Origin of the sequence: Gordonia sp. DT30 (genome assembly GCF_049844915.1) — a bacterium.
In the GTDB taxonomy this organism is placed as follows: domain Bacteria; phylum Actinomycetota; class Actinomycetes; order Mycobacteriales; family Mycobacteriaceae; genus Gordonia.
Genome location: NZ_JBNCLY010000020.1, coordinates 16,289 through 42,022, shown reverse-complemented (window position 1 = coordinate 42,022; position 25,734 = coordinate 16,289). Strand labels below are relative to the sequence as shown.

The following is a 25,734-nucleotide window of genomic DNA, read 5'->3' as shown; positions in this document are numbered from 1 at the left end:
CCCGCGCGCCGATCAGTCTGTGGCCGAACCGAATCGGGCGGCCACCCCCGCCGGATCGTCGACGGTGATCTGATCGGCCCGCAACCCGACGGCGCGGGTGATACCCGGATCGTCGGCACCGGCGAATGTGTAGACATCCACTTGTCGTGCAGCGGCGTGGAATTCGGCGACCAGATCGACACCGCGGTCCGCCGCGGTCAGCACCAGCCGCTTGTCGAGGTAGATGGTGTCGGCGCGCGGGGACGCGGCGACGGCCTTCTCGACGAAACGCCGAAACCGCCGCCACCGCAACACCCGATCGACCGCACCGTGGTGGCACGGGTCGTATCCGACCCGTAGCCCGGGCACCGCGTCGGTGAGGATGCGGACCGCCTCCGCGTCCTCACATGAAAGAATTGCGTTGCCCGCGAATGGGCCGACGGCCTCGGCGAACCGCTCGACCACCCGCGCGTCGAGATCGGGTGCGGACTGCTTGAAATCCAACTGCAGCAATGCTTTCGGGTCGACGTCGGTGAGCAGGCCGGCCAGATCGTCGAGGACCAGCACCCTCTCCGTGGTGGGTCGGCCCTCGTTGTCCCGCAGCGATAACGACCGCAGATATGACGCCGACGCCGCGGCGACGGTGCCGGTGCCGGTGGTCGCCGAGTCGAGCGTCTGATCGTGCAGGACCGCGAAGCCGGGTGGGTTTGCCTGCCCGCGGTGGATCAGCAGGTCCACCTCCACGCTCGCCCCGGCCCGCATGCCCTCGACGATCCGACTTCTGGTGAACGGCGCATCGTCGGCATGCTTGCGGGCCCGATGCCATTTGAGTCGGGTGCGGTGACCGCCGGACGTGACGGCGACCGGCTCGGAGGTACTCATCGCGGCGCACTCTACCGGCGTCAGTTGGCGAAAACGTGTACAGCGAAGTGAAACGTGTTCTAGTTTCGGCTCATGACGTTGCGCGTGGTGGAGTGGTCGACCGGAACCGTCGGACGGCATGCGATCGCCGGGATCGATGCCCATCCCGATCTCGAACTGGTCGGTGTGTGGGTCTCCGATCAGGCCAAGGTCGGCAAGGATGCCGGTGAACTCGCCGGGCTCGGTCGCGAACTCGGGGTGACGGCGACCAATGATCGCGACGCCCTGATCGCGCTCGCCCCCGATGCCATCGTGCACACAGCGATGACCGACGACCGCATCTTCGAAGCCATCGACGACCTGATCTCGTTCGTCGAGGCCGGCATCAACGTGGTGTCGAGCGGCCCGGTGGTGCTGCAGTTCCCCTACGGCATCCTCGATCAGAAACTCCTCGACCGGATCACGGCCGCCGGCACCGCCGGCAACGCCAGTCTCCACGTGAACGGCATCGATCCCGGATTCGCCAATGATGCGCTGCCACTGGCCATGACGAGCCTGTCGCAGCGAATCGACGAAGTGCGCTGTCTCGAGATCGCGGATTACTCGACGTATTACCAGCCCGTGGTCATGCGCGACATCTTCGGATTCGGGCAACCGATGGACGCGACGCCCCTGCTGTTGATGCCCGGTGTCCTGGCCATGGGCTGGGGCAGCGTCGTCCGGCAACTCGCCGCCGGACTCGGTCTGACACTCGACGAACCCCTGATCGAGCGGCACGAGCGGGTCGCCGCCGACCGCGACTACTCGACGTTGTCCGTGGAAATCGCCGAAGCCACCATGGCCGCATTGCATTTCGAGGTCGTCGGGCAGGTCGGCGGGGTGGACCGGATCGTCGTAGAGCATTACACCCGCACGCACCCCGAGCAGTGCCCGGACTGGCCGCGCCCGGCGGAGGGGGAGGGCTGCTATCGCATCCACATCAGTGGCGAGCCGGAGATGTCGGTCGAATTCACCCATCAGGGTGAGCATGGCGACCACAACGTCTCCGGCATGATCGTGACGGCCATGCGACTGGTGAATTCGGTTGCAGCCGTGGTGGACGCGCAACCCGGACTCGTCACGGCGCTCGACCTCGGGCTGATAACGGGCAGGGGACTCGTGGCCCGGACCGCGTCGGCCGCCCTGGGGTAGGCAGACCGCCAGTTCGCCACCCGTTCCGGCGACGTCCGGGCGGGACGCGCGTTGCGGCGGCAGCCATCTAACTTTGGTTATGCTAACCTTTGCCGCCATGGTCACGGAGCAAGTCGTCAGCCCGCCGGTCACACGCGGCCGCGCCGCCGTCCGACGCCGGCGCGTCACGCGAAAACCGATCCGCCGCGCCCTGATCGTCAGCCACCGCTGGGGTTCGATCGTGCTGGGCTTGTTACTGGTGGTCGTGTGCACCAGCGGCGCGATCCTCGTGTACGAGCCCGAGTTGGCACGCGCCACGAAGTCCGCTCTGTTCACCAGCACCGACACCGGCCACCAGGTGGGATTCACCAGCGCCATGGCATCGGTACATGCCGCCGATCCCTCCTTCGACGCCGCGTACCTGTCGCTCAAGGACGGCGTCTATTTCATCAGTTCGTCCGACACCGCGGCCGGCACCTGGGCGGTCGATGCCGGCACCGGAAAGATCAACGGCCACGGCAACATCGACGACGGGATTCTGGGATTCCTGGTCAACCTGCACGACTGCGGCCTGACCTGTGAGGGCTATCCCGGATATGTCGCCTGGCTGGCGAAGCCGTCGGTGATGGCCGACTGGGGATGGTTCACCGCCGACATGACCTGGGGCGCCGTGCTCCTCGGGGTCAGCGGAGCGCTCCTGGTGTTCCTGGCGATCTCGGGCATCGTCATCTGGTATCCCGGACTCCGGCGCTGGCGCAACGGGTTCCGCGTCCGGGTCGGCAAGGGGCGGTTCGCCCGGGACGCCGACCTGCACAACGTCATCGGCATCGTCGCCGCCGTCCCGCTGCTCATCTGGGGACTGACCGGGATGAACTTCGAGATCCCCGGCGTGGGCAAGGTGTGGTACGCGGCCACCGGCGGCATCGCACCCACCGACGACGCCTACGACATGCCGGCGCCGGGCTCCGCCGACGGCCCGCGGATCTCCCTCGATCAGGCCATCGATGCCGCGCAGGCGCACTATCCGGGTTCCCGTGCAACGTGGGTGGGCATGCCGTCAGAGGGGGCGGAGTACTATTCGGTGGATCTGCTTGTCGGAGAATCGGATCTGTGGTCGGGCGGTGCCACTTATCACGGTAACCGCGAGCTCGGTGTCGACGCCCATGACCCGGCGGTGATCAAGGAGTTCTCGGGTGCGCCGAAGACCGTCTCCAATGCGATCGCCGACGATTGGGCGCAGCCGACGCTGCACTACGGGGTGTCGGTGAACGGGTGGTGGCGGGCCCTGTGGTTCGTCTTCGGGCTGACGCCGCTGATGCTCATGATCACCGGGCTGAGTACCTGGCAGATTCGGCAACGCAACGCCCGTCGGCGACGTCGCCGGACCCGCGAGCGTGCCGCCGCGCCGGTGTCCGCGGCATGAACTCCTCGGTGGCGCTGGGTATTTCGGTGAGCTGTCTGGTTGCGGCCTTGTGGTCGCTGCGTGGGCTCGTGTCCCGGTCGTCGGTGGCGTGGCCGGCACGGGTGACCTTGGTTGTGGCGCTCGCCGTGATCGCCTGGACGGCGGGCGGTCTGGTGATGTGGGCGCTGGGCCGGGATGCACCGGCACGTCCCGGGGTGTTCCTCGGCTATGCGGCCACCGCGGTCGGCCTTGCCGCACTGGGTATTCCGGTGACCGGGAACCTCGGTCCACGCGCCGGGGCGGTGGTACGCGCCGTGGTGCTCGCGTTGCTCGCCTTCGTGTGTTGGCGCACCGAGTCCGTATGGCTGATCGGACCGTCCGGCGCCGGTCGGTGAAACATGCCATCGGGCGCGGTGGGTCAGACGATGCACCGGTGTGCGCTACCACACGTGGCCGACAGAATTCGTCCTTCGATAGCGACTCGAAACATGTTGTCCACAATCGGTATTCGGTCCACAGATCCCGACAAGATCGTGGGTGATTGTCGGTGGGTTCGCGTAGTATGGACACATCGAATTGATCACCAAGGGGGGCACCATGATTGTCGACACCACTGTTGAAAGCGCTGTTACCGCAGCTATTCTGGCCGGCGTTGTCGACCTGCTCGCCGAGCTGCGCACGGGCCCGGATGTGACCGGGCCGCAAGCACACGCCGCGCTGCAGCAGATTCTGCTGATCCGCAATCTCGCCGACCACCATGCGGCCACGTTGACCGGTGATCTTGACCGCCTCGATGTCGCCGACGGCAAGGGTCGCCGGTTGCGGGAACTATTGGTCGTGATGGGGTGCGCGCCCGCGGTCGCCTCGCGATTTGTGCGGATCGGTACTGCCACCGACATCGACCCACTCCTGCGCCGGGCCGCCGACGGCGCCATCTCGTCCGAACACGCCGACGCGATCGTGCGGGGGCTGTCGCACATCGAATCGCGGTCGGCCGAGCCCGTCGACGCCGACCTGCGGTCAGCACAGTTGATGTCACTGATGTCGTGGTCGTCGGCGGGCATGACGCCGGCGCAGATCTCCGATCATGCCCGTACCATCGCGAATGAGCTCGCCGCCGACACCGACGATGGCAAACCTGCCGCCGAAGACAAGTCGATCAACGAACTCGGCTACCACAAAACCGATGATGGCCGCCTCGATGTACGCGCCAACCTCGATGCCGTTGCCGGGGAAAAACTGCACAGTCTCGTCGAAGCGCTGTCGGCGCCGAAACCGCAACCCGACGGCTCGCATGATCCGCGGCCAGGACAACACAGGCGCGCCGATGCCTTCGAATCCATTCTCGAGCTCGCCGAGAAGGGTCTCGCTGACGAGACCGTGTCGTGCAAACCGACCGGCGGGGTCCTGTTGACCATCCCCGCTGATGCCCCGAAGCTTTCCGCTTTGGAGTTCATGGGATCGGTGACCCCTGCGACGGCAAAAGCGTTGGGTTGTGATGCCGGGATCACCGTCGTCATCGTCGACGGCGACGAGGTGCCGTTGAACGTCGGACGCGAAAAGCGGCTGTTCACCCCGGCACAGCGAAAAGCCTTGCTGCTGCGGGATAAGTGCTGCGTGAAATGCGGTGCACCCGCATCGCGCACCCAGGCACACCACCTCGTGTCATGGGTTGACGGTGGGGCTACCGACCTCGACAACGGCTGCCTGCTGTGCACCGCATGCCATCACGACGTCCATGACAGAGCCGGCGCCGGGAGCGCAGCGAGCGGGCCGAATGATCACTGGGATGTGGTGATGGGCTTCGACCGACATCCGTGGCTGATCCCACCCGCCACCGTCGACCCCAGACGGCGACCACAACCGGCCTACAACCGACGCACGCCACGACTCGACAGCGCTGCCTGAAACAGGCTCACCCACAAGACTTCCCGACCCCTGCACCCGGTCCGCCGGGACCGCAATTGTTGTTTGAGAACTTCATAGATAGGGCTTCGGCCCGGGGTCAGACAGCCCAGGAGTGCACCGGCTCGCCCTCGTGCATGTAGGTCACATAGTCGCCGAGCATCCCGCGCAGCGCGTCGGCGCGGTTCTCGCCGGCCGCTTCCCGGGCCTGCACCGCGCGCCGCTGCCACACCGATCCGGTCTGATGGCTGATACAGCGACCCTCGATCACCGAGAGGTAGCGGTCACGCGCCTTCGACGACACACCGAAGGCCTGCAGCCCGTCGTCGGCGAGGGGCAGCAGCCGGCGCAGGGTCAGTTCGTCTGGGCGCACCCACCCGACGTCGGGCCAATACAGTTGCGACTCAAGGCCTGCGCGGGCACCGGCCTGCAGGTTCTCGGCAGCGGCGTTGAACGACATCTGCGACCACAGCGGTCGGTCGGTCTCCACCAGGCCGCGCACGACGCCGTAGTAGAAGGCGGCATTCGCCATGATGTCGACGACGGTCGGTCCGGCGGGCAGCACCCGGTTCTCGACGCGCAGATGCGCCTGGCCGTCGACGACCTCGTAGATGGGACGGTTCCATCGGTAGACGGTGCCGTTGTGCAGGCGCAGCTCATCGAGTGCCGGGATGCGTCCGACGTCGAGTTCGGTGAGCGGATCGATCTCAGTCGAGACCGGCAGCAGCGCAGGGAAGTAGCGGGTGTTCTCCTCGAAGAGATCGAAGATCGTGTTGATCCACCGCTCGCCGAACCAGACGCGCGGCCGCACCCCCTGATTCTTCAACTCCAGCGGCCGGGTGTCGGTGGCCTGCTCGAAGACCGGGATCCGGCTCTCATGCCACAGCGCGGTCCCCGCCAGGAACGGAGCGTTACCTGCGAGTGCCACCTGCACGCCGGCGATCGCCTGCGCCGCATTCCAGTGCGCCGCAAAGTCCTCGGGCGCCACGCGCAAATGCAACTGCAGCGACGTACACGCGGCCTCGGGCAGGATCGAATCGGTCGACGTGTGCAGGCGTTCGGTGCCGTGATGGTCGTCGAGCGGCATCCCGGTGATGTCGATCTCGATGTCCTCGCCGCGCGCGGCGAAGATCTGCTGATTCAACAAGTCATAGCGCGGGTTCGTCGAAATCCATTGACGGGCAAAGTGTTCGGTGCCCAAGGTGGGGAGCATGCCGACCATGACGAGATGCGTACCGACCCGGCTCGCCCGCTGCTCGGCACGGTTCAACGAGGTGCGCAGCCCCTGCTCGAGCGACATCGTGTCATCGCTGACGAAGGGGCGCGGCGAAACGTTGATCTCGATGTTGAACCGGCCGAGTTCGGTCTGATAGTCCGGGTCGGCAATGGCGTCGAGCACCTCGGCGTTGGCCATCGCCGGATTCATGTCGGCGTCGACCAGGTTGAGCTCGACCTCCATGCCCAGCAGCGGTTCGGGGGGCCGGCCGTGGTCGGTGAACAGCCCCTCGGCCAGCATCCGCGCGATCGCCTCGGTGCCCCGGCCGACCTGCGTGCGGAAACGCATGCGGTCGGCCCCGGTGAATTGCTGTGCGCTCACGTCGGTGCCCATGGACCAATCCTGCCCGCGCGTCGGGCGGATGTCTGCCGAAGAGCGCCGTCGCGACGACCGTGCATGATGACTGTGTGCCTGCACGTAAACCGATCGATCCGGCCGCGGCCCGCGCAGCGGTCCTCGAGGTGGCGGGATGGCTGCGCGACGCGGAGCTGCCCGCTCCGCCGCGGCCGGCGCTCGCGGCCGCGGTCCGTCTGACCGCCCGCACCCTCGAGGACATCGCACCCGGCAACTCGGTGGAGGTGCGGGTGCCGCCGTTCGTGGCCGTCCAATGCATCGAGGGGCCGCGGCACACGCGCGGAACGCCACCCAACGTCGTGGAGACCGATCCGCGTACGTGGCTGCGCCTGGTCGTCGGCGATGCGGAGTTCGCCGACGTCGTCGAATCCGGCGCGGTGAACGCGTCGGGCAGCCGGGCCGACGAGGTGGCGCGATGGCTGCCGCTGGTGCCGGTGGCGCCCGGGTCGCCGTGACCTCGACCGGCAGGGCCCCGGGCCGTTATGACGCCGCTCACCCGGCGGAATATCGCCGGGCGTGTCGTCGCTGCACGGTTTGGCATCGAGGGAGTGTCGGTCGGTAGACTCCGAGAGGTCTCCATCGGCGTTGCCGCCCCGATCAGGATTTCACCGATCAGGATTTCACCGATCAGGATTTCACCGATCAGAATTTCACCGATCCGCATGTGCAGACAGCACCCAGCCCCAGGGAGTTCGTCGATGACCGAAGAGTCGATAGCCGGCCAGAACCTGCTGGCGCCGACGCCACGTGCGTGTCCGGCGGGCGGGCAGATGGACGAACCAGAGAGCGAGCCGCGCGAGGAGTGCGGCGTTTTTGGTGTGTGGGCCCCTGGTGAGGACGTCGCGAAGCTTTCCTATTACGGCTTGTACGCACTGCAGCATCGTGGCCAGGAGGCCGCCGGGATCGCCGTCGGCGACGGATCGCAGGTGCTGGTGTTCAAGGATCTCGGACTCGTCAGCCAGGTCTTCGACGAGCAGACCCTTGCCTCGATGGTGGGGCATGTCGCCATCGGACATTGCCGCTACTCGACGACCGGCTCGACGACCTGGGAGAACTCCCAGCCGATCTTCCGCACCACCGATGCCGGCACCGGGGTGGCACTGGGCCACAACGGCAACCTCGTCAACACCGCCGAACTGGCCGCCCGGGCGCGTGAGGTCGGCATCCGCAGCACTGCGGGGACGTCGGACTCCGATGTGGTCGGCGCCCTGCTCGCCCACGGCGCCGCCGACAGCAGTATCGAACAGGCGGCGATGGAGTTGCTGCCCACCCTGCGCGGTGCGTTCTGCCTCACCTTCATGGACGAGCACACGCTGTATGCGGCGCGCGATCCGCATGGGGTGCGCCCGCTGTGTCTGGGCCGTCTCGATCGCGGCTGGGTGGTCGCCTCGGAGACCGCCGCCCTCGACATCGTCGGCGCCTCCTTCGTCCGCGACATCGAACCCGGTGAGCTGCTGGCCATCGACGCCGACGGCGTCCGCAGTTCCCGCTTCGCCGAGCCCACGCCCCGCGGCTGCGTCTTCGAGTATGTGTATCTCGCCCGTCCGGACAGCGTCATCGGCGGCCGGTCGGTGCATTCCACCCGCGTCGACATCGGCCGTCGGCTGGCCCGTGAACACCCGGCCATCGGCGACCTGGTGATCCCGGTTCCCGAATCGGGGACCCCCGCCGCGGTCGGCTACGCGCAGGAATCGGGGATTCCCTACGGCCAGGGACTGATGAAGAACGCCTATGTGGGACGCACCTTCATTCAGCCCTCGCAGACGATCCGACAACTCGGCATCCGTCTCAAACTCAATCCCCTCAAAGAAGTGATCCGCGGCAAACGTCTTGTCGTCGTTGATGATTCGATCGTTCGCGGTAACACCCAGCGTGCCCTCATCCGCATGCTGCGTGAAGCCGGTGCAGCCGAGGTGCATGTGCGCATCGCGTCGAGCCCGGTGCGGTGGCCGTGTTTCTACGGCATCGACTTCGCCTCGCCTGCCGAACTCATCGCCAACGGCATGGAATCCGAGGAGCACATGGTCGAGGGGGTGCGGCAGGCCATCGGCGCCGATTCCCTTGGCTACATCAGCACCGAGCAGATGATCGCGGCGACGCACCAGCCGGCGTCGGCGCTGTGTGCGGCGTGCTTCGACGGCTACTACCCGATCGAGCTGCCGAAGGAGTCGTCGATGGGCAAGGCGGTGCTCGAACAGATGCTGTCCAATGCCGCTCAGGACGCCAACATCGACCCGTTGACCGCGACCAATGACAACGTTAGCGCCGTGATGCGCCCCTGAGGCACTCGGGTAGCGTGTCATCCGTGAACGAACCGGGTCCGGCCGAGAACATCAACTCCACGTCCGATGGCATGTCCTATGCGGGGGCCGGGGTCAGCATCGATGCCGGCGAGGCCGCAGTCGAGCTGATCGCGCCGCACGCCAAACGCGCCACCCGCTCGGAGGTCCTCGGTGGGCTCGGCGGATTCTCGGGTCTGTTCGCCCTCAAGGGCAATTACCGTGAGCCGGTCCTCGCGGCCGCCAGCGACGGTGTCGGCACGAAGCTCGCCGTCGCACAAGAAATGGGTAAGCACGACACCGTCGGCCAAGACCTCGTCGCCATGTGTGTCGACGATCTGGTCGTGTGTGGTGCCGAACCGCTGTTCCTGCAGGATTACATCGCCATCGGCAAGGTCGTCCCGGAGACGATCGCCGAGATCGTCTCCGGCATTGCCGACGGTTGCGTCATCGCCGGATGCGCGTTGCTCGGCGGGGAGACCGCCGAACACCCCGGGTTGATGCGTGATGACCACTACGACCTGTCGGCGACCGCCGTCGGCGTCGTCGAGGCCGATGCGGTGCTCTCCCCGGACAAGGTCCGGGCTGGTGACTCGGTGATCGCGATGGGCTCGTCGGGCCTGCACTCCAACGGGTATTCGCTGGCGCGCAAGGTGCTGCTCGACTGGGGTCACATGGATCTCGGCGGGGATGTCGAGGAGTTCGGCCGCACCCTCGGCGAGGAGTTGCTCGAACCCACCCGCATCTACGCCCGTGACTGTCTCGCACTGGCCGCCGAGACCGACGTGCGGACGTTCGCACACATCACCGGGGGCGGGCTCGCCGAGAACCTGGCGCGTGTCATCCCGTCCGGACTGGTCGCCGAGCTCGAGCGCAACACCTGGACTCCCGCACCGATTTTCGCGATGATCGGCCAGCGCGGCCGCGTCGAGCAGTCGGAAATGGAACGCACGTTCAACATGGGTGTCGGAATGGTCGCCGTGGTGGCGCCCGAAGACACCGACCGCGCGCAGGCCGTGCTGACCGCACGCCACGTCGACAATTGGGTGCTGGGCACCATCAAGCGCAATCCGGAAGCCAAGGGCGGAGCGGGCCTGGCCCACCTCGTCGGCGAGCACTCGCGCTTCTGAGTCGTCGGCGAAAGCCGACACCAGAAGACGCGGATTCGACGCCGAAGACCGACCAACGCTCCGGCCGCCGGACGCCCGGTGGTGGGACGTCCGACGGCCGGAGCGGGCACTCGATCTGGTGGAGCCAAGCGTGACGACGCCGGGGCGGTGGCGTCAGGTGTCGGCAGCGAAGAGTGGATGCGTACGCGCTCAGGCGCGACGCCACTCATCCTCTTCGACCAACTCCTCCACCGGATCCGGGCGGTCTGCCGGATCCGCCGACCCGGACAGTTCGCGCTGCAAGCTGTCGAAGTCGGTTTGGGGAGTGGAGTACTTCAGCTGACGAGCAACCTTCGTCTGCTTTGCTTTAGCCCGGCCGCGGCCCATATGGGACCCCCTCGCACAATGACGGGGCGGCCAAACTGGTGGCGGCCCCGTTCTCTCGGTAGTTGAGTATCTCGTGGGGACCAGTTTAGCGCGCGTTTCACGATTACGCGGACCGCCCCGGCGTTGGCACGCCGAGCAGTGCTGTGGACGCTGTTCGGCCGCCCTCGATCTCAGACCTCGGCGGCGCGGACCAGGTGCCGGCTCGCCTCGCGGCGGACTTTCCCCGGGAGGTCGTCGGCGGCCAGCAGGGCACGCAGCAGCCGCGCATCGGTGCCGGTCAGCAGGTCGCGAACGGTGACGCCGTGCTCGGGGCGGTGGATGACGCGGATCTGGTCGCCCGCGCCGACAGTGCCGGGTGTGAGCACCCGGAGATAGGCGCCCACATCGCCGGCCTGCATGAAGCGTTTGACCCATTGCGGCTCGCCGGCCCAGGCGCCGAACGTCCGGCATGGGGTGCGCGGAATCGTGGTTTCCAGGACGAGGCCGCCGGGGGCACGGCCGTCGCCGGAATCGGCGGGCGGCCCGATCTGCCAACGTTCGCCGACCAGTGCGTCGGTGACGGCGAGCCCGTCGACGCGCAGATTCTCACCGAACCACCCGAACGGCAGCTCGCGGCCGAGTTCGTCGGACCATCGGCGCGCCTCGCGCTCGTCGTAGGCGTAGACGGCCTGATCGTGACCGCCGTGGTGGGTGGTGTCACATACGTGGTCGGTGACCAATCCGAGCTCACCGACCCGCACCCGCCCGGTCTGTGGGCGCTTGTCGATGGCACTGATGCCGGCCTTACCGAGGTCGACGTCGGCGTGCACCGAGCAGACGGCGAGGATTCTGCCCAGATCGCTCATCGACTCGTCCGGTCGCCTCACGCACGCCCACGCAGGCGGTCGATGGCGGCACGGCCGGCCTGAACGCGGTCGTCGGAGTCCACCGAGTCCGGATCGATGCGCGCGGCGACCGGACCCTCGTCGGCATCGCCGGCGATGAGGAGCTCGGTGTCGGCGTCGACCCCACGCTTGACGAGGCCCAACGCGATCGGGCCGAGGTCGAAGTGGTCGATGGCCGTCCCGACACGCCCGACGGTGCGGCCACCGGCGGTGATGGGGGTACCCGGTGCCGGGCGGAGATCGGAACTGCCGTCGAGGTGCAGTAGCACCAGTTGCCGCGGCGCCTTGCCGAGATTGTGCACCCGCGCCACCGTCTCCTGGCCGCGGTAGCAGCCCTTGTCGAGGTGGACGGCCCCGAACATCTCGGGCCCGCCGATCCAGCGCGCCTCCTGGGGAATCGTGCGGTCGTCGGTGTCGACGCCCACCCGCGGGCGCGTCGCCGCGACGCGTAGCGCGTCGAACGCCCAGCTGCCGGCCAGGCGGGCACCGGCCTCGACGAGTTGCTCGGTCCATCGCAGCAGCAGCGACTCGGGCACCACGAGATCGACCACCGGCAACGCGGCGTCGCTGTGCGGACCCTCGGACAGTGGCGGCATCATCCGCCAGAAGCCCAGCGGCTCTTCCTCGTGGTGCGATTCGGGCAGGTCGCCGGCCTGATAGGGGACGGCGGCGGGGTCGATCTCGATGAGGTCGGCGATCGGCCCGTGCAGGACGTCGGGACCGATCAGCGTCAGAACCTTGAGGTCGGGTCGTGCCGCGGGGGTCACCTTGGCCCAGAACACCATCTTCGTGAGAAAACCCGCGAGGGCGTCGCCGCGGGCGCCCTCGGTGTCGATCCAGGTGACCTCGTCGAGGTCGGTGAGGACGAAATGATCTTCGACACGGCCGTTGGCGTCGAGGGACAACGACTCGGCGCTCGACCGGTCGGGCAGGCCGGCGACCTGTTGGGAGCAGATCGTGTTCAGCCAGGTGAGGCGTTCGGGGCCGGACAGTTCGATGACCGCACGGTCGCTGCGGTCGACGAGGACGGCGCCGCGGGTGGCGGCCCGCTGCTCACCGAGCGGATCGCCGTAATGCCAGGCCACCGATGATGATTCGGTACCGAGGCCGGTGGCGGTCGGCTCAGACGTGTCGGTCGCCGGGGCGGCGACCGCGCCTTCGCCGGAATACCTGGTCAGGATGGGTGAGCGACTCACACGGCGAGTCTACGCGGGCGCACCGCATCCCAGGGGGCTGCCGCGACACCTCCGTTGCACGCCGCGCTGCGCGGCGGTTCACGTCTTAAAGTGGCGTCATGCCGCAGTCCATCCTGGTGTCCCTCGACGGGACCGTCCTCGACCCCGACGCCCCCTTCTTGTGTGCCGATGATCTCGCCGTGGTGCGCGGCGACGGCATCTTCGAGACCTTGCTGATCCGCGACGGCTGGGCGCGCTGTGTCTCGTTGCATCTGCAGCGTCTGGCCCGTAGTGCCGCGATGCTCGAACTGCCCGAGCCCGACGCCGACGAGTGGCGTTTCGCGATCGAGGTCGCGACCGAGGCCTGGGTCGAGCAGGCCGGCGAGTCGGCCGAAGGTCTACTGCGCCTTGTGTATTCGCGGGGACGAGAAAGTGCGCCGGCTGGGACGGAGGCGGCGGGCGGGCCGACGGCCTTCCTGACGGTCGGCGCGGTCGCCGACCGTGCTGCCGCGGCTCGCTCGAAGGGGGTGTCGGTGGTGACCCTCGACCGGGGATATTCGATCGACGTCGCCGGTGATGCCCCGTGGCAGCTGCTGGGCGCCAAGACGTTGAGCTACGCGAGCAACATGGCCGCGCTGCGTCATGCCGCCGACAACGGCTACGACGACGTCATCTACACCAGCAGTGAGGGTGCGGTGCTCGAGGGACCGCGTTCGACGGTGGTCGCGGTGATGGGGAAGACGCTCGTCACCCCGCCCGTCGAGATCGGGATTCTGCCCGGTACCACCCAGGTGGCGACGTTCGCGCTGGCCGCCGAGGAGGGATGGGACACCGAGACCCGCATGCTGCGTCCCGCCGACCTGCTGGAGTCGGATTCGGTGTGGCTGGTCAGCAGCGTCACCCTCGCGGCACGGGTGACCGCGCTCAACGGCCACCCGCTCACCGCATCGGAGTCGGCGGGGGAGTTCGTCGAGCTGGTCGACCGGGCGGTGTCGGCCGACCGGCCGTAACGGATCTCTGCCGCCGACATGGCGGGCGTCGCCCGTCTCGGCGGGAGAGAGCCGGACCACACCCGAAAGCCCCGGTGACGGGACTTTTGTCGCTTGTTCGCGTCAGTGAACGGGGGTAGCGTCGTCGACACGGTTACTACATGCCGTAGTAGCCGGGTTTCGGCCCAGCCCGTGCCCCGCAGTCCGGGGCACGACCACGATTCGAGGCGACGTTGAACGCTCTGGATTTGTCCCGATGGCAGTTCGGTATCACCACCGTCTATCACTTCCTTTTCGTGCCGCTGACCATCGGCCTGGCCCCGATGATCGCGATCATGCAGACCGTCTGGCACCGGACCGGTAACGAGCAGTGGCTACGCGCCACCAAGTTCTTCGGGAAGCTGTTCCTCATCAACTTCGCGCTGGGCGTCGCCACCGGCATCGTCCAGGAGTTCCAGTTCGGGATGAACTGGAGCGAATACAGCCGCTACGTCGCCGACGTGTTCGGCGCCCCGCTCGCGCTCGAGGGGCTCGTCGCCTTCTTCCTCGAGTCGACGTTCCTGGGCTTGTGGATCTTCGGCTGGTCGCGACTCCCGCGCCGGGTCCACCTGGCCACCATCTGGCTGGTCGCGATCGGCGTCACCGCCTCGGCGTACTTCATCATCGCCGCCAATTCGTTCATGCAGCACCCGGTCGGCGTCAGATGGGACGAGACGCGCAACCGTCCGGCCATGAACGACTTCTGGGCCCTCATCACCAACAACACCACCCTTGCCGCCTTCCCGCACGTCATCGCCGGTGCCTGGCTCACCGCGGGAACCTTCGTCGGCGCGATCGGCATCTGGTGGATGTCGCGAAACATGTGGCGCGCCAAGAAGTTGCGCGAGGTCATCGACAACGTCGGGACGCAGGAGCCGGGTGCCGAGCCGGTCGCGTCCGGTCTGCCGAAGACGACCTCACCCAGCCAGATCGATGCCACCCCGGAGGATCTCGAGCGCGACGCGCACCGGCTCTGGCGGCCGGTGACCCGGTTCGCGTGCTGGGTGACGATCGTGTCCGGCGTGCTGCTGCTGATCACCGGGGACGTCCAGGCGGAGATCATGTTCAAACAGCAGCCGATGAAGATGGCCTCGGCGGAATCGTTGTGCGACACCGCGACCAATGCCGGATTCTCGGTCCTGTCGATCGGCCGGCAGAACAATTGCGACCACATCGATCACCTCGTCGAGATCCCCGGCATGCTCTCGTTCCTGGCGTCGCACCGGTTCGGCGAGACGCTGCAGGGCGTGAACCAGCTGCAGAAGCAGTATCAGGAGGCGCTGAACATGCCGGGGCAGAACTTCGCCCCCAACCTGTTCGTCACCTACTGGGGCTTCCGCGCCATGATCACCTGGGCGCTGGGTTCGGTCGTCGTGGCCTTCGGCGGACTGTGGCTGACCAGACGCAAGCGGGTGGTCGAATCCAGACGCCTGGGCCTGCTGGCCCTGTGGATGATCCCGACGCCGTTCCTGGCCAACGCATCCGGGTGGATCTTCACCGAGATGGGCCGGCAGCCGTGGGTGGTCGCGCCCAACTGGGAGGACAACCTGGACCCGCTCCGGATCCACATGCTCGTGCAGGACGGTGTCTCCAACCACACCCCACCGATCCTCTGGGTCACCCTGATCGGTTTCACCGCGATCTACGGCGGGCTCGGGGTGATCTGGTTCCTCCTGCAACGCCGGTACGCCGTCGAGGGCCCGTCCGCCTATGACCACATCGCTCCGGAGGTGGAGTCCGACGACTCCGATTCCGATGAGCCCAAACAGCTTTCGTTCGCGTACTGAGGAGTGGGCAGATGGCTCTGGAAAACTTCTGGTTCATTCTGGTCGCGGTCCTGTTCGTGGGCTACTTCGTCCTCGAGGGCTTCGACTTCGGCGTCGGGATGCTCATGCCGTTCCTCGGCGCGAGCCACACCGGCGGCGACGAGTCGGTCTCGCCGCAGGACGACGCCGCCGACCCCGACAAGCGCCGGCGGGTCCTGCTCAACACGATCGGCCCCGTGTGGGACGGCAACGAGGTGTGGCTGATCACCGCCGGCGGTGCACTGTTCGCGGCGTTCGGTGGTTGGTACGCAACGATGTTCAGCGCTTTCTACCTGCCGCTGTTCCTCATCCTGATCGGGCTGATCGTGCGCGTCGTCGCCATCGAGTGGCGCAGCAAGATCAACACCCGCCGCTGGCGGCAGTGGTGCGACGTGGGTATCGGTCTGGGCTCGTGGATTCCGGCGATCCTGTGGGGTGTCGCCTTCGCGAACGTGGTCCGCGGTCTGCCGATCGATGCGCAACACCAGTACACGGGCGGGTTCTTCAATCTGCTCAATCCCTATGCGCTGCTCGGTGGGGCGACGACGTTGCTGGCCTTCTTGACCCACGGCGCAGTGTTCCTGGGGCTCAAGACCGCCGGGGTCATGCAACGGGACGCGATGCGATACGCCAAGGTGCTCGCGATCCCGACGCTGGTGGTCGCCGCCGTGTTCCTGCTGTGGACGCAGTTCGCGTACGGTAACGGCTGGACATGGATTCCGGTGGTGATCGCCGCCGTCGCCGCGGTCGTGATGGTGGTGGCGACCCAGATGCAGCGGGAGGGCCTCGCGTTCGTGGCGAACTGCATCGCGATCGCCGCCACCGTATCCACCTTGTTCGCGGTGTTGTTCCCGAATGTCCTTCCGTCGAGCACGGATTCGGCATACAACCTGACCATCGCGAACACCTCGTCCAGTAGTTACACCCTGACCGTCATGACCATCGCCGCCGTCATCATGACGCCGCTGGTCATCGCGTATCAGGCCTGGACCTACTGGGTGTTCCGCAAGCGGATCAGCATCGAACAGATCCCGATGCCTGCGGGACTGTCGTCGCTGAAGGCGTGGCAGTAGCCGCCGGCGTGACGCGCCGGGCCGGCCCGCCGATCGATCCCCGGCTGCTGCGGTACTCACGCGTCACCCGGCGTTACGTGGTGGTGACCGCGATACTCGCCGCGGTGACCACCGTCGCGGTGATCGTCATCGCGGCGATGACGGCCTCGGTACTCTCCGAGCTCGTCACCGATCCGTCGCGACGCAGCCTGGCCGCGCAGTCGGGACACCTGTGGATACTGCTGGGCGCGTTGGTGGTTCGGGTGATCGCGTCGTTCGGACACGATCGGTATGCGCACCGGGCATCGGCGTCGGCGATCGCCGAACTGCGCGCCCAGGCGCTCGACGCCCTCACCGACCCCGACCGGACGCCGCCGCGCGAGTTGGTGCGTCGCCGCGAACATGCGACGACGGTGCTGCTACGCGGGCTCGGCGCACTGGGTCCGTACCTATCCGGATATGTGCCCGCCCTGATCGTGACGGTGCTGGTCACCCCGACGGTGCTCGCCGTCGTCGCCGTCACCGACTGGCCGTCGGCGGTGATCATCGTGATCACGCTGCCCCTGATCCCGCTGTTCATGATCCTCATCGGCAAGATGACGCGCGAACGCACGCAGCGCAAACTCGCGACGATGAGCCGGCTGAGTGCACAACTGCTCGACCTGGTGGCGGGGTTGCCGACGCTGCGCGCGCTCAATCGCGCACGCGCACCCGCACGGCAGGTCGCCGACCTGGGGCAGGCGCACCGGCGGAGTTCGATGTCGTCGCTACGGGTGGCGTTCCTCTCGGGTGGGGTGCTGGAATTCCTGGCGACCATCAGTGTGGCGCTGGTCGCCGTCGGCATCGGCCTGCGCCTGGTGACCGGCGAGATGTCCTTGTACGCAGGCATTCTCGCGCTCATCCTGGCGCCGGAGGCCTATTTGCCGTTGCGTCAGGTCGGCGCGCAGTTCCACAATTCCACCGATGGGATGGCCGCCGCCGCCGAGGTCATCGATCTCATCGAAACCGGCACGGGCCCGACGGCGGGCGCACGGTCGCGCACCTGCACCGTGGCCGGCGAACCGATCCGACTACTCGACGTGGGTGTCCACGGGCGGGACGGCTGGGCGCCGTACGAGTTGTCGGCGACTGCTGACCCGGCTGCGCTGACTGTGCTCACCGGACCCAACGGGTCGGGCAAGTCGACCGCCATCGCCGCGATCCTCGGGCTCGTCGCCCCGGACGAGGGGTCGGTGCTCGTCGGCTCGATCTCGGTGGCCGAACTCGATCCGGCCGCCTACCACGAGCAGGTGGCGTGGCTGCCGCAACAGCCGGTTGTGGTGCCCGGCACCGTCGCCGACAATCTCGCCGTGTTCGGTGCGCTGGATTCGGAGGCGCTCGCGCGTGCTTCGGCGGCAACGGGTTTCGACGCAGTGCTCGCGTCACTTCCCGATGGCAGCGCCACGGTGCTCGGCGGCGGGGGAGTGGGCCTGTCGGCGGGGCAGCGGCAGCGGCTCGCGCTCACGCGCGTGCTGGCGTCGCCGTCGCCGCTGTTGTTGCTCGACGAGCCGACCGCACATCTCGACGCGGCGAGCGAGGCGTCGGTGCTCTCCGCACTGGCGGCCCGCGCGCACGCCGGCGATACCGTCGTCGTCGTCGCACACCGCGCGGTGGCCCGCGCGTACGCCGACCGGGTGATCGAGCTACCGGAGGTGATCGGTGTCCGCTGAACCCGACCCACTGATTCGCGCGCTGGGTTTCCTCGGACTGCGCACCCGGCCACTGCTGCAGTCACTGCTGCTCGGGGTGGCCGGGGCGCTCTCGGCGCTCGGACTCGCGGCGCTCTCGGCGTGGCTGATCACTCGGGCCTGGCAGATGCCGCCGGTGCTGTATCTGTCGGTGGCGATCACTGCCGTTCGGGCACTGGGTATCTCGCGCGGACTGTTCCGATATCTGGAGCGGCTGGCCACCCACGACCTCGCGCTCGGCGCGATGGCGAGTGCACGGGAACGTGTGTATGTGGCCCTGGCGTCGGGCTCGCCGGCCTATTCGGTGACGCTGCGCCGCGGGGATCTGCTGACCCGGACCGGTGACGACGTCGACGAGATCGGGAACGCGTTGATCCGCGGCTTCGTGCCGATCGGGGTCGGATTGACCACGTCGGTGGCGGCGGTGGCGATCATGGCGACGGTGTCGGGTTGGGCAGCTCTCGTGCTCGCGATCGCGTTGATCGTTTCCGGGGTCGTGGCCCCGTGGCTGGCGGCGCGGGGATCCGAGCGGGCCATCACCGATGGTGCCGCGGCAGGCAACCGGTCCGCGGAGGCCACCACCACCGCGTTGTGGCATGCACCCGAACTGGTTGTCGCCGGGCGACGTGGCAGGGTGCTGGCGGCGGCCCGGCGCGCCGATGCCGATGCGATCGCCGCCGCCGACCGCGGTGAACGTGTGCAGGCCCTGGCCGCCGCGGCCACCCCGTTGTCGATGGGGGCGTCACTCGTCGCCGCCGCTCTGATCGGGATCGGGCTGGCATCCGACGTCGGTGGTTCGCTCGCGGACGTGTCGAGTAGCTCCGGGCTGCTGACCCCGATGGTGCTCGGCGTGCTGATCCTGTTGCCGCTCTCGTCATTCGAGTCGACGGCGCCGCTGACCGAGGCGGGCATCGCGCTCGAACGCAGTCGGCAGAGCGCAGCGCGGGTGATGGCGCTCGTCGACGCCGCACGTTCCGGCCGGGAACCGATGTCGGACAAGGTGATTGCCGATTCGGCGATCGACGACGTCGTGGTCCATCCCGGTCCGGCGACGTTGGTACTCGACGCGCTGCGCTGGGGGTGGTCGGCGAACACGGTGCTCGGTCCGGACGCCGGTCTGACCCAGACGTTGCCCCCGGGTTCACGGATGGCGGTCGTCGGGCCCAGCGGCATCGGCAAGTCGACGTTGCTGCTCACGATGGCCGGGCTGCTCGACGCGCGCAGCGGCCGGGTGACCGCCGTCGACGAGAACCATTCCACGATCGATGTGCGTTCGGCGACCTGCTATTTCGCCGAGGAAGCGCACATCTTCTCCACCTCGCTGGCGGAGAATCTGCGGGTGGCCCGCGGCGACGTGACGCTCGAGGAGATGACCGCGTCGCTGTCCGCGGTGGGCCTGTCCGATTGGGTGGCCGAACTACCGGCGGGACTCGACACCGAGCTCACCGGTGGTTCGGAAGCACTCAGCGGCGGGCAGCGCCGCCGCGTGCTGCTCGCGCGTGCACTGGTGCATCGCGCACCGGTCGTCCTGCTCGACGAGCCGACCGAACACCTCGATGCCGCCGACGCGGCCCGGCTCCTCGACCGGCTACTCGACCCGTCGTCGGGGCTCTTCGGTCCCGACCGCACCGTCGTGGTCGTCACCCACCAATTGCCAGCGCATCCGCCCCGGTCCACCTCGGTCGTCGACCTCGGCGCGGGCCCGGCGTGAGAGTCGGCAGGGCGGTCGGAAATTGCGTTGCCGGACTTCGGAACGCGGCGTAGTTTCGTCGGTACACACGGAAGGAGGTGGTCCGAAGTTGATTGGCAAACGGACATGTGAGGTGACCATCCGCTGACGCGGAGATCCATCTGATATCCACTGATCGATCCACCGTATCGGCGAATACCAGTTGGTCACCCGACCCCCGCACCCGACCTGGTCCGGTCGACCGGCCCGAGCACTCGGGCGGTGCGGGGGTCGCTTCATGTGCGGCCCCGTTTCTACCCGCTTCGTGTGCGTCCTACTCAGGCAACGTTCAGGTAGTGCGCTACTCGTGTTCCGGCGGTGCTGACGACGTGGACTGATACCAGGCATCAGCACACGGACACAGGAGCCATCATGAACAGCCGCGTGAGCACCACTCTCACCGCAGTGGCCACCCGCGAATTCGACGTACCGCTCGCCCGGCCGTCCCGGTTCCTGTCTCCGGGCGACTGCGACTGGACCGACGACGGCGCAGGCAACTGGCTCGCCGGCTATGCGGGCGGGTTGTGCTATTCGCTGACGCCGCGGCGTGCGGATTCGCACCTGACCCTGCACAATCGCGGAGGCCGCGATCTGGCGGTGCTCTCGATTCCCGGGTTCGCCGGAACAACGGACGCGCGATTGACGATGCTGCCGAGCGGGACGTCGGCGGCATTGCCGGACAACGAGTTCCACATCCTGCAGGGCGAGCGCCGCGGTGGACGGCCGGTCGTCGTCGGGCAGATCGTCGACGACGGCGAGCCGTGCGTCCTCGTGCATCCACCGCGAGCCGACGAGGTCGACTGGTCGCAGATGCCGGGTGCCGACGAGTTCTGGACGCCCTACTCGCCCGCGCCGACGAGCGAGGTGCGCCGATCCGACGTGAACCCCTCGGGGGCAGGCTCCCGCAACGCCCGCGGTCCGCGCAGCGCCGCAGACGCAGGTGTCTTCTGCGAGAGCGTCCACGGAATGGCCGTGGTGCACAATCGCGGGGAGCGGCGCATCGCCGTGTTGATGACCGGACTCGGCGGCGCCTTCGACCTCGTCGTCGCGCTTCCCGGGGAATCGATTCCGATCCCGGCGGGAGCGGGTATCCACTACGTGCAGGCGGCTCGGGAAGCCGGGCGGCCGGTCGTCGTCGACGTCATCCACGTACGCCGCTGACGTGTATGACGTTTCCCCCGGAAACCGGACAAATCGTCATACTGATCGGCACTCCGGGTGGGCCGGAGGGATTGCCGGTAGCGTATGCGCGGTGACCGAACCGGGGACCCCTTATCCGAATCCGTATCCGCAGCAGCAGTACCCCCTCCCACAGGGGGTTCCGCCGGCCGGGCAGCCGTGGGGTGGCGTCGGGTACCCGGGCGGCTACGGGATGCCCGGTGCCTACGGTGCCGCACCGTACGTGCCGGCCCCGAAGCCGCCGCTGCGACACGTTGCGCTGACAAGGACGTTCGCTGCGTGCACGATGCTCGCGTGGTTGCTGATCATGCTTTTCGGCTTCCTCACCTTCGCGACGGTGACCCGCATCGGTGCGGGTGACTCCACCTTCAGCGGTTGGGGCCACTGGACGTCGCAGGGTGAGGGGCTGCCGCTCATCGGCGGCGCCGAGGCGGTCATCTTCCCGGGTGTGCTGCTGCCCCTGCTCATCCTGTTCCCGACGCTGCTGTCGTCGATCCTCATCCTGTGCAACGTCGCCCGGCGCGGGTTCGCGGTGGTGAACATGGTGTTCGGGATCATCGGTGCGGGCGTTGCGACGGCGGCGGTCGTCGATCCGTCGCTGGTGGTCGCCACCTTCGACGATCGGTCGTCGCAGTACGTCGATGCCCACTACACGTTCTCGGCCGGACCGTCGGCGATCCTGAACGTCGTGCTCGGCGTCGCGGTCGTGCTGCTGGCGATCGGTGGAATCATCTGGGGCGGCAAGGCCCCGGTGCCGGTCCCCGCGTACACACAGCCCGCCTACCCCGAACCTGTCTACCCCCAGCCCGGTTACGCACAGCCCGGCTACCCACCGCCTTCGGTGTGAGGGGCGGGGGCCGCAACGTTCGAGATCGGCAGCTCAGCCGACGTGCCGACGCAGCTTGGCCGAGAGTCGTGGGGTGAGGTCGCCCTCGGCGTCGACTCGCTCTTCGACGTAGGCGAGGTCACCGTCGGACACGACCCCGTACAGACGCTTGGCGCCGCCGGTGTGCTTACCGGATTCGGTGCGGATGACGACGTCGGTGGTGAGGTTCCAGGATGTCTGGTTGAGCGGGCGGCCGTAGTACAACTCGATCGAACCCTCGGCGTGCGCCAGGAGCAGTTCGATGGCGTCGTCGTCGCCGATGCGCCAGAAACCGGACTCCCGCTGATCGGGGCGGAGGTAGTTGCCGTCTTCGTCGATGACCCAGGAACGCGCTTCCCAGTTGAGGAAGTTCTGGCCGTCATGGCTGACGACGATCTGCTGGGCGAAGTGGTAGTCGGCGCCGCTGACCGGGTCGTGGCCCTCGCCCTCACCGCGCCACACCCCGACCATCGGCAGCAATGCCAGCAAGCCCGGATGGAGGTCGGCGCCGAGGCGCAGGTTGGCCGTGTCGGCGGGCAACGGCAGATCGTCCCATGACGGGGTGTTGCGTTCGCGACTGCCGGACTCGGCTGCTCTGGACTCGGCCTCGGAGATCGCCTCGTCGCCCGAACGCAGCGGCACCGATACGCCTTCGGCGTCGGGTTGCCCGTCGGGTGGCAGGGTCACGATTCGTCGTTGACCAGGCGGTAGATGACGTACAGCGCGAACCACACGATCAGCAGCGAGGCCAGACCCAGCAGGATTTCGAAGAAGAGGACCACGCGTCGGAGTTTACCCCCCGACATGTACCCGGACGTCGCCGGACCTGCCGAGTGACGCACGGATCACGCCGACGAAAGACACCCCGGCACGAGCACGAGGGCCCGGCCACCGTGTGGGTGGCCGGGCCCTCGGGCCGTGCAGGGGGAACTACTTGCTGACGGTGATGTCGTGCGTGTGCACGCCCGGTCCGTCGGGGCTGACGGTGACGTCGCCGTTGCCGACCGAGCTCAGCGCACGCAGCGTCCACGTGCCGGGCGCGGCGAAGAAGCGGAAGTCGCCGGTCGGGCTGGCGACGACCTCGGCGGTGAACTCGCCGGTGTTGTCGAGCAGCCGGACGAAGGCACCGGCGACCGGGCTACCGGAGTTGTCGGTGACCTGTCCGGTCAGGACGGTCTCCTTCTCGACGTCGACGCCCGCGGGCAGCCTCTGTCCTTGTTTGGGTGCAGCGCACATGATTACTTACCTTCTCCCAATTCGACCGGAACACCGACGAGTGAGCCGTATTCGGTCCAGCTGCCGTCGTAGTTCTTGACGTTGTTGTGGCCCAGCAGCTCCTGCAGAACGAACCAGGTGTGGCTGGAACGCTCGCCGATGCGGCAGTAGGCGATGGTCTCCTTGTCGCCGTCGAGACCGGCCTCCTTGTAGAGCTCGGCGAGGTCCGCGTCGCTCTTGAAGGTGCCGTCCTCGTTGGCGGCCTTGCTCCACGGCACGTTGATGGCGCTGGGGATGTGGCCGGGACGCTGGCTCTGCTCCTGCGGCAGGTGGGCCGGCGCGAGGATCTTGCCCGAGAACTCGTCCGGGCTGCGCACGTCGACGAGGTTCTTGACGCCGATGGCGTCGACGATCTCGTCGCGGAAGGCGCGGATCGAGTTGTCCGGGTCGGCGGCCTTGTATTCGGTGGCCGGGCGGCTCACGGTCTCGGTCGAGAGCGGCCGGCCGTCGAGCTCCCACTTCTTGCGGCCACCGTCGAGCAGCTTCACGTCCTGGTGGCCGTACAGCTTGAAGTACCAGTAGGCGTAGGCGGCGAACCAGTTGTTGTTGCCGCCGTAGAGAACGACGGTGTCGTCATTGGCGATGCCGCGCTCGGAGAGCAGCTTGGAGAACTGCTCGCGATCGACGAAGTCGCGGCGGACCGGATCCTGCAGGTCGGTCTTCCAGTCGAGCTTGACCGCGCCCTCGATGTGGCCGCCGTCGTAGGCGCTGGTGTCCTCGTCGACCTCGACGAAGACGACCTTGTCGGTGTGCAGGTTCTGCTCAGCCCAATCAGCGCTGACCAGGACGTCGGAACGTGCCATGGGTATTCCTCCCGTAGATGTGGGTATCGGCTTGTGGAGATGAAAAACGGTGTAGATCGAAACAGCGATGAAGGCGTCGGCGTCGAATATGCGATGACTTCGGCAGATGATGACGGACGGGAGCAGACGCGGCGGGCGGCGCCGTCATGGGAGATGCGCCTGCACCTGGGACCGGCATCGGGTGAACGTGCCCGCGCGGCGGGACGATCACATCGTCTGGCGACAGCAACAGTCGGCGACGCGACAGAAGTCGATCGCCCGGCGGCGGGTGAGCATCAACTCACGGCGCTGTTGCATGCCCACGAGGGTACAACAGCGATCGCCGTCGACCACAAGCGCGTCCCCGGCGTGCAGGGGTTGTGATCGGTGCGGTCAGAAACGCTCGGGCTGCAGGTCACGCTGCCCGGACTCGGCGGTCAGCAGCACGTCGCTGCCCGAACTGTGGGCGCCGGTGGCCGGGAGGTCCCACGGCATGGGCAGCGGGGGCAACGTGGTGGTGAATCGGGCCAGGACGGCGTTGCGCAGGGACTGCTTGTCGTTGCCGTCGAGTGCCGGTGAGCTGACGTGCTTTTCGGGTCCGGTGTAGAAGCCGGTGGCCTGCAGATGCAGCCGGCCCGCGCGCACCGACAGGTCGACGGTGACGCTCACCTTGGTCCGGGGGCCGGGGTAGGCCGAGGCCGACGGCGCGCGCTCGGGCGCGGGACCCCGGCCGGTCGGTGGCGCGGAGTCGGGCGGCAGCGCGACCGTGCCGGTGAGCACGACGCCGGAGGTGCGTTCGAGGTTGCCGAACTGCGGACCGCCGCCACCCACGCGGTCGGGCGTCGCCGGGGTGTTGACGGTGAGGTCCACGATGCCGAGCATCCGACCCAGATTCACCGAGTTGAGTAGCGTGTATGCGGTGACCGACGTCGTCCGCAGGGTGTCGGTGGGGCTGATGCGGAAGCCGTCGGGGACGGTGAAGGAGCCCAGCGATGCCCCGAGTTCGGCGAAGCAGTCGCCCATGGCCGGGTAGGAGCAACCGTTGATCGGTACCCCGCGCGCGGTGATCGTGGCCGCACCGAAGGCGCCCGACGAGGCGTGGGTGATGAAGGGAAAGCCGCCGAGGGTCACCTCGGGCGGATAGGTGATGCCGGGCGCGCTTGCGAGCGACGCCGAGAGGCGGTGTTCGCTGCGGCTCGCGGCGACCACGTCGGCAACGATCCCGAGGACACACACGACGACCACGATCCCCACGGCCACCAGGGCGGCCCGGCGGAGCGCGAAGCGGGAGCGTATGTGGGGTGCTGCGTCCGAGGTCACGCCCTCCGAGTCTGCCTTGTTAACAGTCGAGCGTGACATTGCGGCTATTCTGTCATCTGTCGCGCACATGTTGGTAAGGCGGAGTAAACAAGTCTCACCGGCGCGATCGGTCGATCGCCTCAACGTCGAGGTGGCCGGGAACGGGGTCGAATAATCCCCGAGGCCCCTGCCTCGGGACGTCAGGTGCGCGA

General features: G+C 67.8%; 24 protein-coding genes. 15 read left to right on the top strand and 9 right to left on the bottom strand.

Going from position 1 to position 25,734, the window contains the following annotated elements:
- Positions 1-12: 12 nt before the first annotated feature.
- The gene (locus ACLQ3C_RS17080) at positions 13-861 is read right to left on the bottom strand and encodes a glycerophosphodiester phosphodiesterase (protein WP_425706278.1); all 849 of its coding nucleotides are present in this window, start codon (positions 859-861) and stop codon (positions 13-15) included.
- 72 nt (positions 862-933) lie between these two features.
- Here ACLQ3C_RS17080 and ACLQ3C_RS17075 point away from each other — a divergent pair, with 72 nt between their 5' ends.
- The 4 genes from ACLQ3C_RS17075 to ACLQ3C_RS17060 all read left to right on the top strand — a co-directional run bounded on the left by ACLQ3C_RS17075 (position 934) and on the right by ACLQ3C_RS17060 (position 5,320).
- Positions 934-2,031: a diacylglycerol kinase gene (locus ACLQ3C_RS17075; RefSeq protein WP_425706277.1), complete on the top strand. Its 1,098-nt coding sequence runs from the start codon at positions 934-936 to the stop codon at positions 2,029-2,031.
- A 178-nt stretch (positions 2,032-2,209) separates the two neighbouring features.
- Positions 2,210-3,433 carry a PepSY-associated TM helix domain-containing protein gene (locus ACLQ3C_RS17070; protein ID WP_425706318.1) on the top strand — a complete coding sequence of 408 codons (1,224 nt, stop codon included), beginning with the start codon at positions 2,210-2,212 and terminating at the stop codon, positions 3,431-3,433.
- Positions 3,430-3,807 (top strand): hypothetical protein, encoded by a 378-nt coding sequence (locus ACLQ3C_RS17065; RefSeq protein WP_425706276.1) that lies wholly within the window; start codon positions 3,430-3,432, stop codon positions 3,805-3,807. Before ACLQ3C_RS17070 ends, ACLQ3C_RS17065 begins: the two co-directional genes overlap by 4 nt.
- Before the next feature lie 205 nt (positions 3,808-4,012).
- The gene (locus tag ACLQ3C_RS17060) at positions 4,013-5,320 is read left to right on the top strand and encodes a DUF222 domain-containing protein (protein ID WP_425706317.1); all 1,308 of its coding nucleotides are present in this window, start codon (positions 4,013-4,015) and stop codon (positions 5,318-5,320) included.
- A gap of 97 nt (positions 5,321-5,417) precedes the next feature.
- Here the strand turns inward: ACLQ3C_RS17060 and ACLQ3C_RS17055 are convergent, their stop codons facing one another.
- The gene (locus ACLQ3C_RS17055; RefSeq protein WP_425706275.1) at positions 5,418-6,926 is read right to left on the bottom strand and encodes a glutamate--cysteine ligase; all 1,509 of its coding nucleotides are present in this window, start codon (positions 6,924-6,926) and stop codon (positions 5,418-5,420) included.
- A gap of 74 nt (positions 6,927-7,000) precedes the next feature.
- Here ACLQ3C_RS17055 and ACLQ3C_RS17050 point away from each other — a divergent pair, with 74 nt between their 5' ends.
- From ACLQ3C_RS17050 to purM, 3 genes are all read left to right on the top strand, one after another.
- A complete protein-coding gene (locus tag ACLQ3C_RS17050) occupies positions 7,001-7,402 on the top strand; it encodes a sterol carrier family protein (protein WP_425706274.1) in 402 nt (133 codons plus the stop codon).
- 243 nt (positions 7,403-7,645) lie between these two features.
- Positions 7,646-9,229, top strand: coding sequence for an amidophosphoribosyltransferase (gene purF / locus ACLQ3C_RS17045; protein ID WP_425706273.1), 1,584 nt, complete (start codon positions 7,646-7,648; stop codon positions 9,227-9,229).
- A 71-nt stretch (positions 9,230-9,300) separates the two neighbouring features.
- A complete protein-coding gene (gene purM / locus ACLQ3C_RS17040) occupies positions 9,301-10,356 on the top strand; it encodes a phosphoribosylformylglycinamidine cyclo-ligase (protein ID WP_425706316.1) in 1,056 nt (351 codons plus the stop codon).
- 189 nt (positions 10,357-10,545) lie between these two features.
- Here the strand turns inward: purM and ACLQ3C_RS17035 are convergent, their stop codons facing one another.
- From ACLQ3C_RS17035 to ACLQ3C_RS17025, 3 genes are all read right to left on the bottom strand, one after another.
- Entirely contained in the window at positions 10,546-10,722 is a 177-nt protein-coding gene (locus ACLQ3C_RS17035; RefSeq protein WP_425706272.1) for a DUF3073 domain-containing protein, read from the bottom strand.
- Between the two features lie 170 nt (positions 10,723-10,892).
- Positions 10,893-11,567 (bottom strand): MOSC domain-containing protein, encoded by a 675-nt coding sequence (locus ACLQ3C_RS17030; RefSeq protein WP_425706271.1) that lies wholly within the window; start codon positions 11,565-11,567, stop codon positions 10,893-10,895.
- A 17-nt stretch (positions 11,568-11,584) separates the two neighbouring features.
- Positions 11,585-12,802 carry a YgfZ/GcvT domain-containing protein gene (locus ACLQ3C_RS17025; protein ID WP_425706270.1) on the bottom strand — a complete coding sequence of 406 codons (1,218 nt, stop codon included), beginning with the start codon at positions 12,800-12,802 and terminating at the stop codon, positions 11,585-11,587.
- A 98-nt stretch (positions 12,803-12,900) separates the two neighbouring features.
- Here ACLQ3C_RS17025 and ACLQ3C_RS17020 point away from each other — a divergent pair, with 98 nt between their 5' ends.
- The 7 genes from ACLQ3C_RS17020 (at position 12,901) to ACLQ3C_RS16990 (ending at position 22,148) form a co-directional block, all read left to right on the top strand.
- Positions 12,901-13,791 carry an aminodeoxychorismate lyase gene (locus tag ACLQ3C_RS17020; RefSeq protein ID WP_425706269.1) on the top strand — a complete coding sequence of 297 codons (891 nt, stop codon included), beginning with the start codon at positions 12,901-12,903 and terminating at the stop codon, positions 13,789-13,791.
- 212 nt (positions 13,792-14,003) lie between these two features.
- Positions 14,004-15,596, top strand: a complete 1,593-nt coding sequence (locus tag ACLQ3C_RS17015; RefSeq protein WP_425706268.1) for a cytochrome ubiquinol oxidase subunit I — start codon at positions 14,004-14,006, stop codon at positions 15,594-15,596.
- Positions 15,597-15,607: 11 nt separating this feature from the next.
- Positions 15,608-16,687, top strand: a complete 1,080-nt coding sequence (gene cydB, locus ACLQ3C_RS17010) for a cytochrome d ubiquinol oxidase subunit II (RefSeq protein WP_425706267.1) — start codon at positions 15,608-15,610, stop codon at positions 16,685-16,687.
- Positions 16,688-16,695: 8 nt separating this feature from the next.
- Positions 16,696-18,375 carry a thiol reductant ABC exporter subunit CydD gene (gene cydD, locus ACLQ3C_RS17005; RefSeq protein ID WP_425706315.1) on the top strand — a complete coding sequence of 560 codons (1,680 nt, stop codon included), beginning with the start codon at positions 16,696-16,698 and terminating at the stop codon, positions 18,373-18,375.
- Positions 18,376-18,385: 10 nt separating this feature from the next.
- A complete protein-coding gene (cydC, locus tag ACLQ3C_RS17000; RefSeq protein ID WP_425706314.1) occupies positions 18,386-20,104 on the top strand; it encodes a thiol reductant ABC exporter subunit CydC in 1,719 nt (572 codons plus the stop codon).
- 390 nt (positions 20,105-20,494) lie between these two features.
- Positions 20,495-21,283 carry a hypothetical protein gene (locus ACLQ3C_RS16995; protein WP_425706266.1) on the top strand — a complete coding sequence of 263 codons (789 nt, stop codon included), beginning with the start codon at positions 20,495-20,497 and terminating at the stop codon, positions 21,281-21,283.
- A gap of 91 nt (positions 21,284-21,374) precedes the next feature.
- Positions 21,375-22,148, top strand: a complete 774-nt coding sequence (locus tag ACLQ3C_RS16990; RefSeq protein ID WP_425706265.1) for a hypothetical protein — start codon at positions 21,375-21,377, stop codon at positions 22,146-22,148.
- A gap of 33 nt (positions 22,149-22,181) precedes the next feature.
- On the opposite strand, the gene ACLQ3C_RS16985 is transcribed toward ACLQ3C_RS16990, so the two are convergent.
- The 3 genes from ACLQ3C_RS16985 to ACLQ3C_RS16975 all read right to left on the bottom strand — a co-directional run bounded on the left by ACLQ3C_RS16985 (position 22,182) and on the right by ACLQ3C_RS16975 (position 24,244).
- Positions 22,182-22,853 carry an FABP family protein gene (locus ACLQ3C_RS16985; protein ID WP_425706264.1) on the bottom strand — a complete coding sequence of 224 codons (672 nt, stop codon included), beginning with the start codon at positions 22,851-22,853 and terminating at the stop codon, positions 22,182-22,184.
- 243 nt (positions 22,854-23,096) lie between these two features.
- Positions 23,097-23,402 (bottom strand): DUF1416 domain-containing protein, encoded by a 306-nt coding sequence (locus tag ACLQ3C_RS16980; protein WP_425706263.1) that lies wholly within the window; start codon positions 23,400-23,402, stop codon positions 23,097-23,099.
- A gap of 2 nt (positions 23,403-23,404) precedes the next feature.
- On the bottom strand, positions 23,405-24,244 hold the full coding sequence (locus ACLQ3C_RS16975; RefSeq protein WP_425706262.1) for a sulfurtransferase: 840 nt from the start codon (positions 24,242-24,244) through the stop codon (positions 23,405-23,407).
- Positions 24,245-24,277: 33 nt separating this feature from the next.
- On the opposite strand from ACLQ3C_RS16975, the gene ACLQ3C_RS16970 reads away from it, so the two are divergent.
- A complete protein-coding gene (locus tag ACLQ3C_RS16970; RefSeq protein ID WP_425706261.1) occupies positions 24,278-24,607 on the top strand; it encodes a hypothetical protein in 330 nt (109 codons plus the stop codon).
- 9 nt (positions 24,608-24,616) lie between these two features.
- Here the strand turns inward: ACLQ3C_RS16970 and ACLQ3C_RS16965 are convergent, their stop codons facing one another.
- Positions 24,617-25,582: a DUF2993 domain-containing protein gene (locus ACLQ3C_RS16965; RefSeq protein WP_425706260.1), complete on the bottom strand. Its 966-nt coding sequence runs from the start codon at positions 25,580-25,582 to the stop codon at positions 24,617-24,619.
- Positions 25,583-25,734 lie beyond the last annotated feature (152 nt).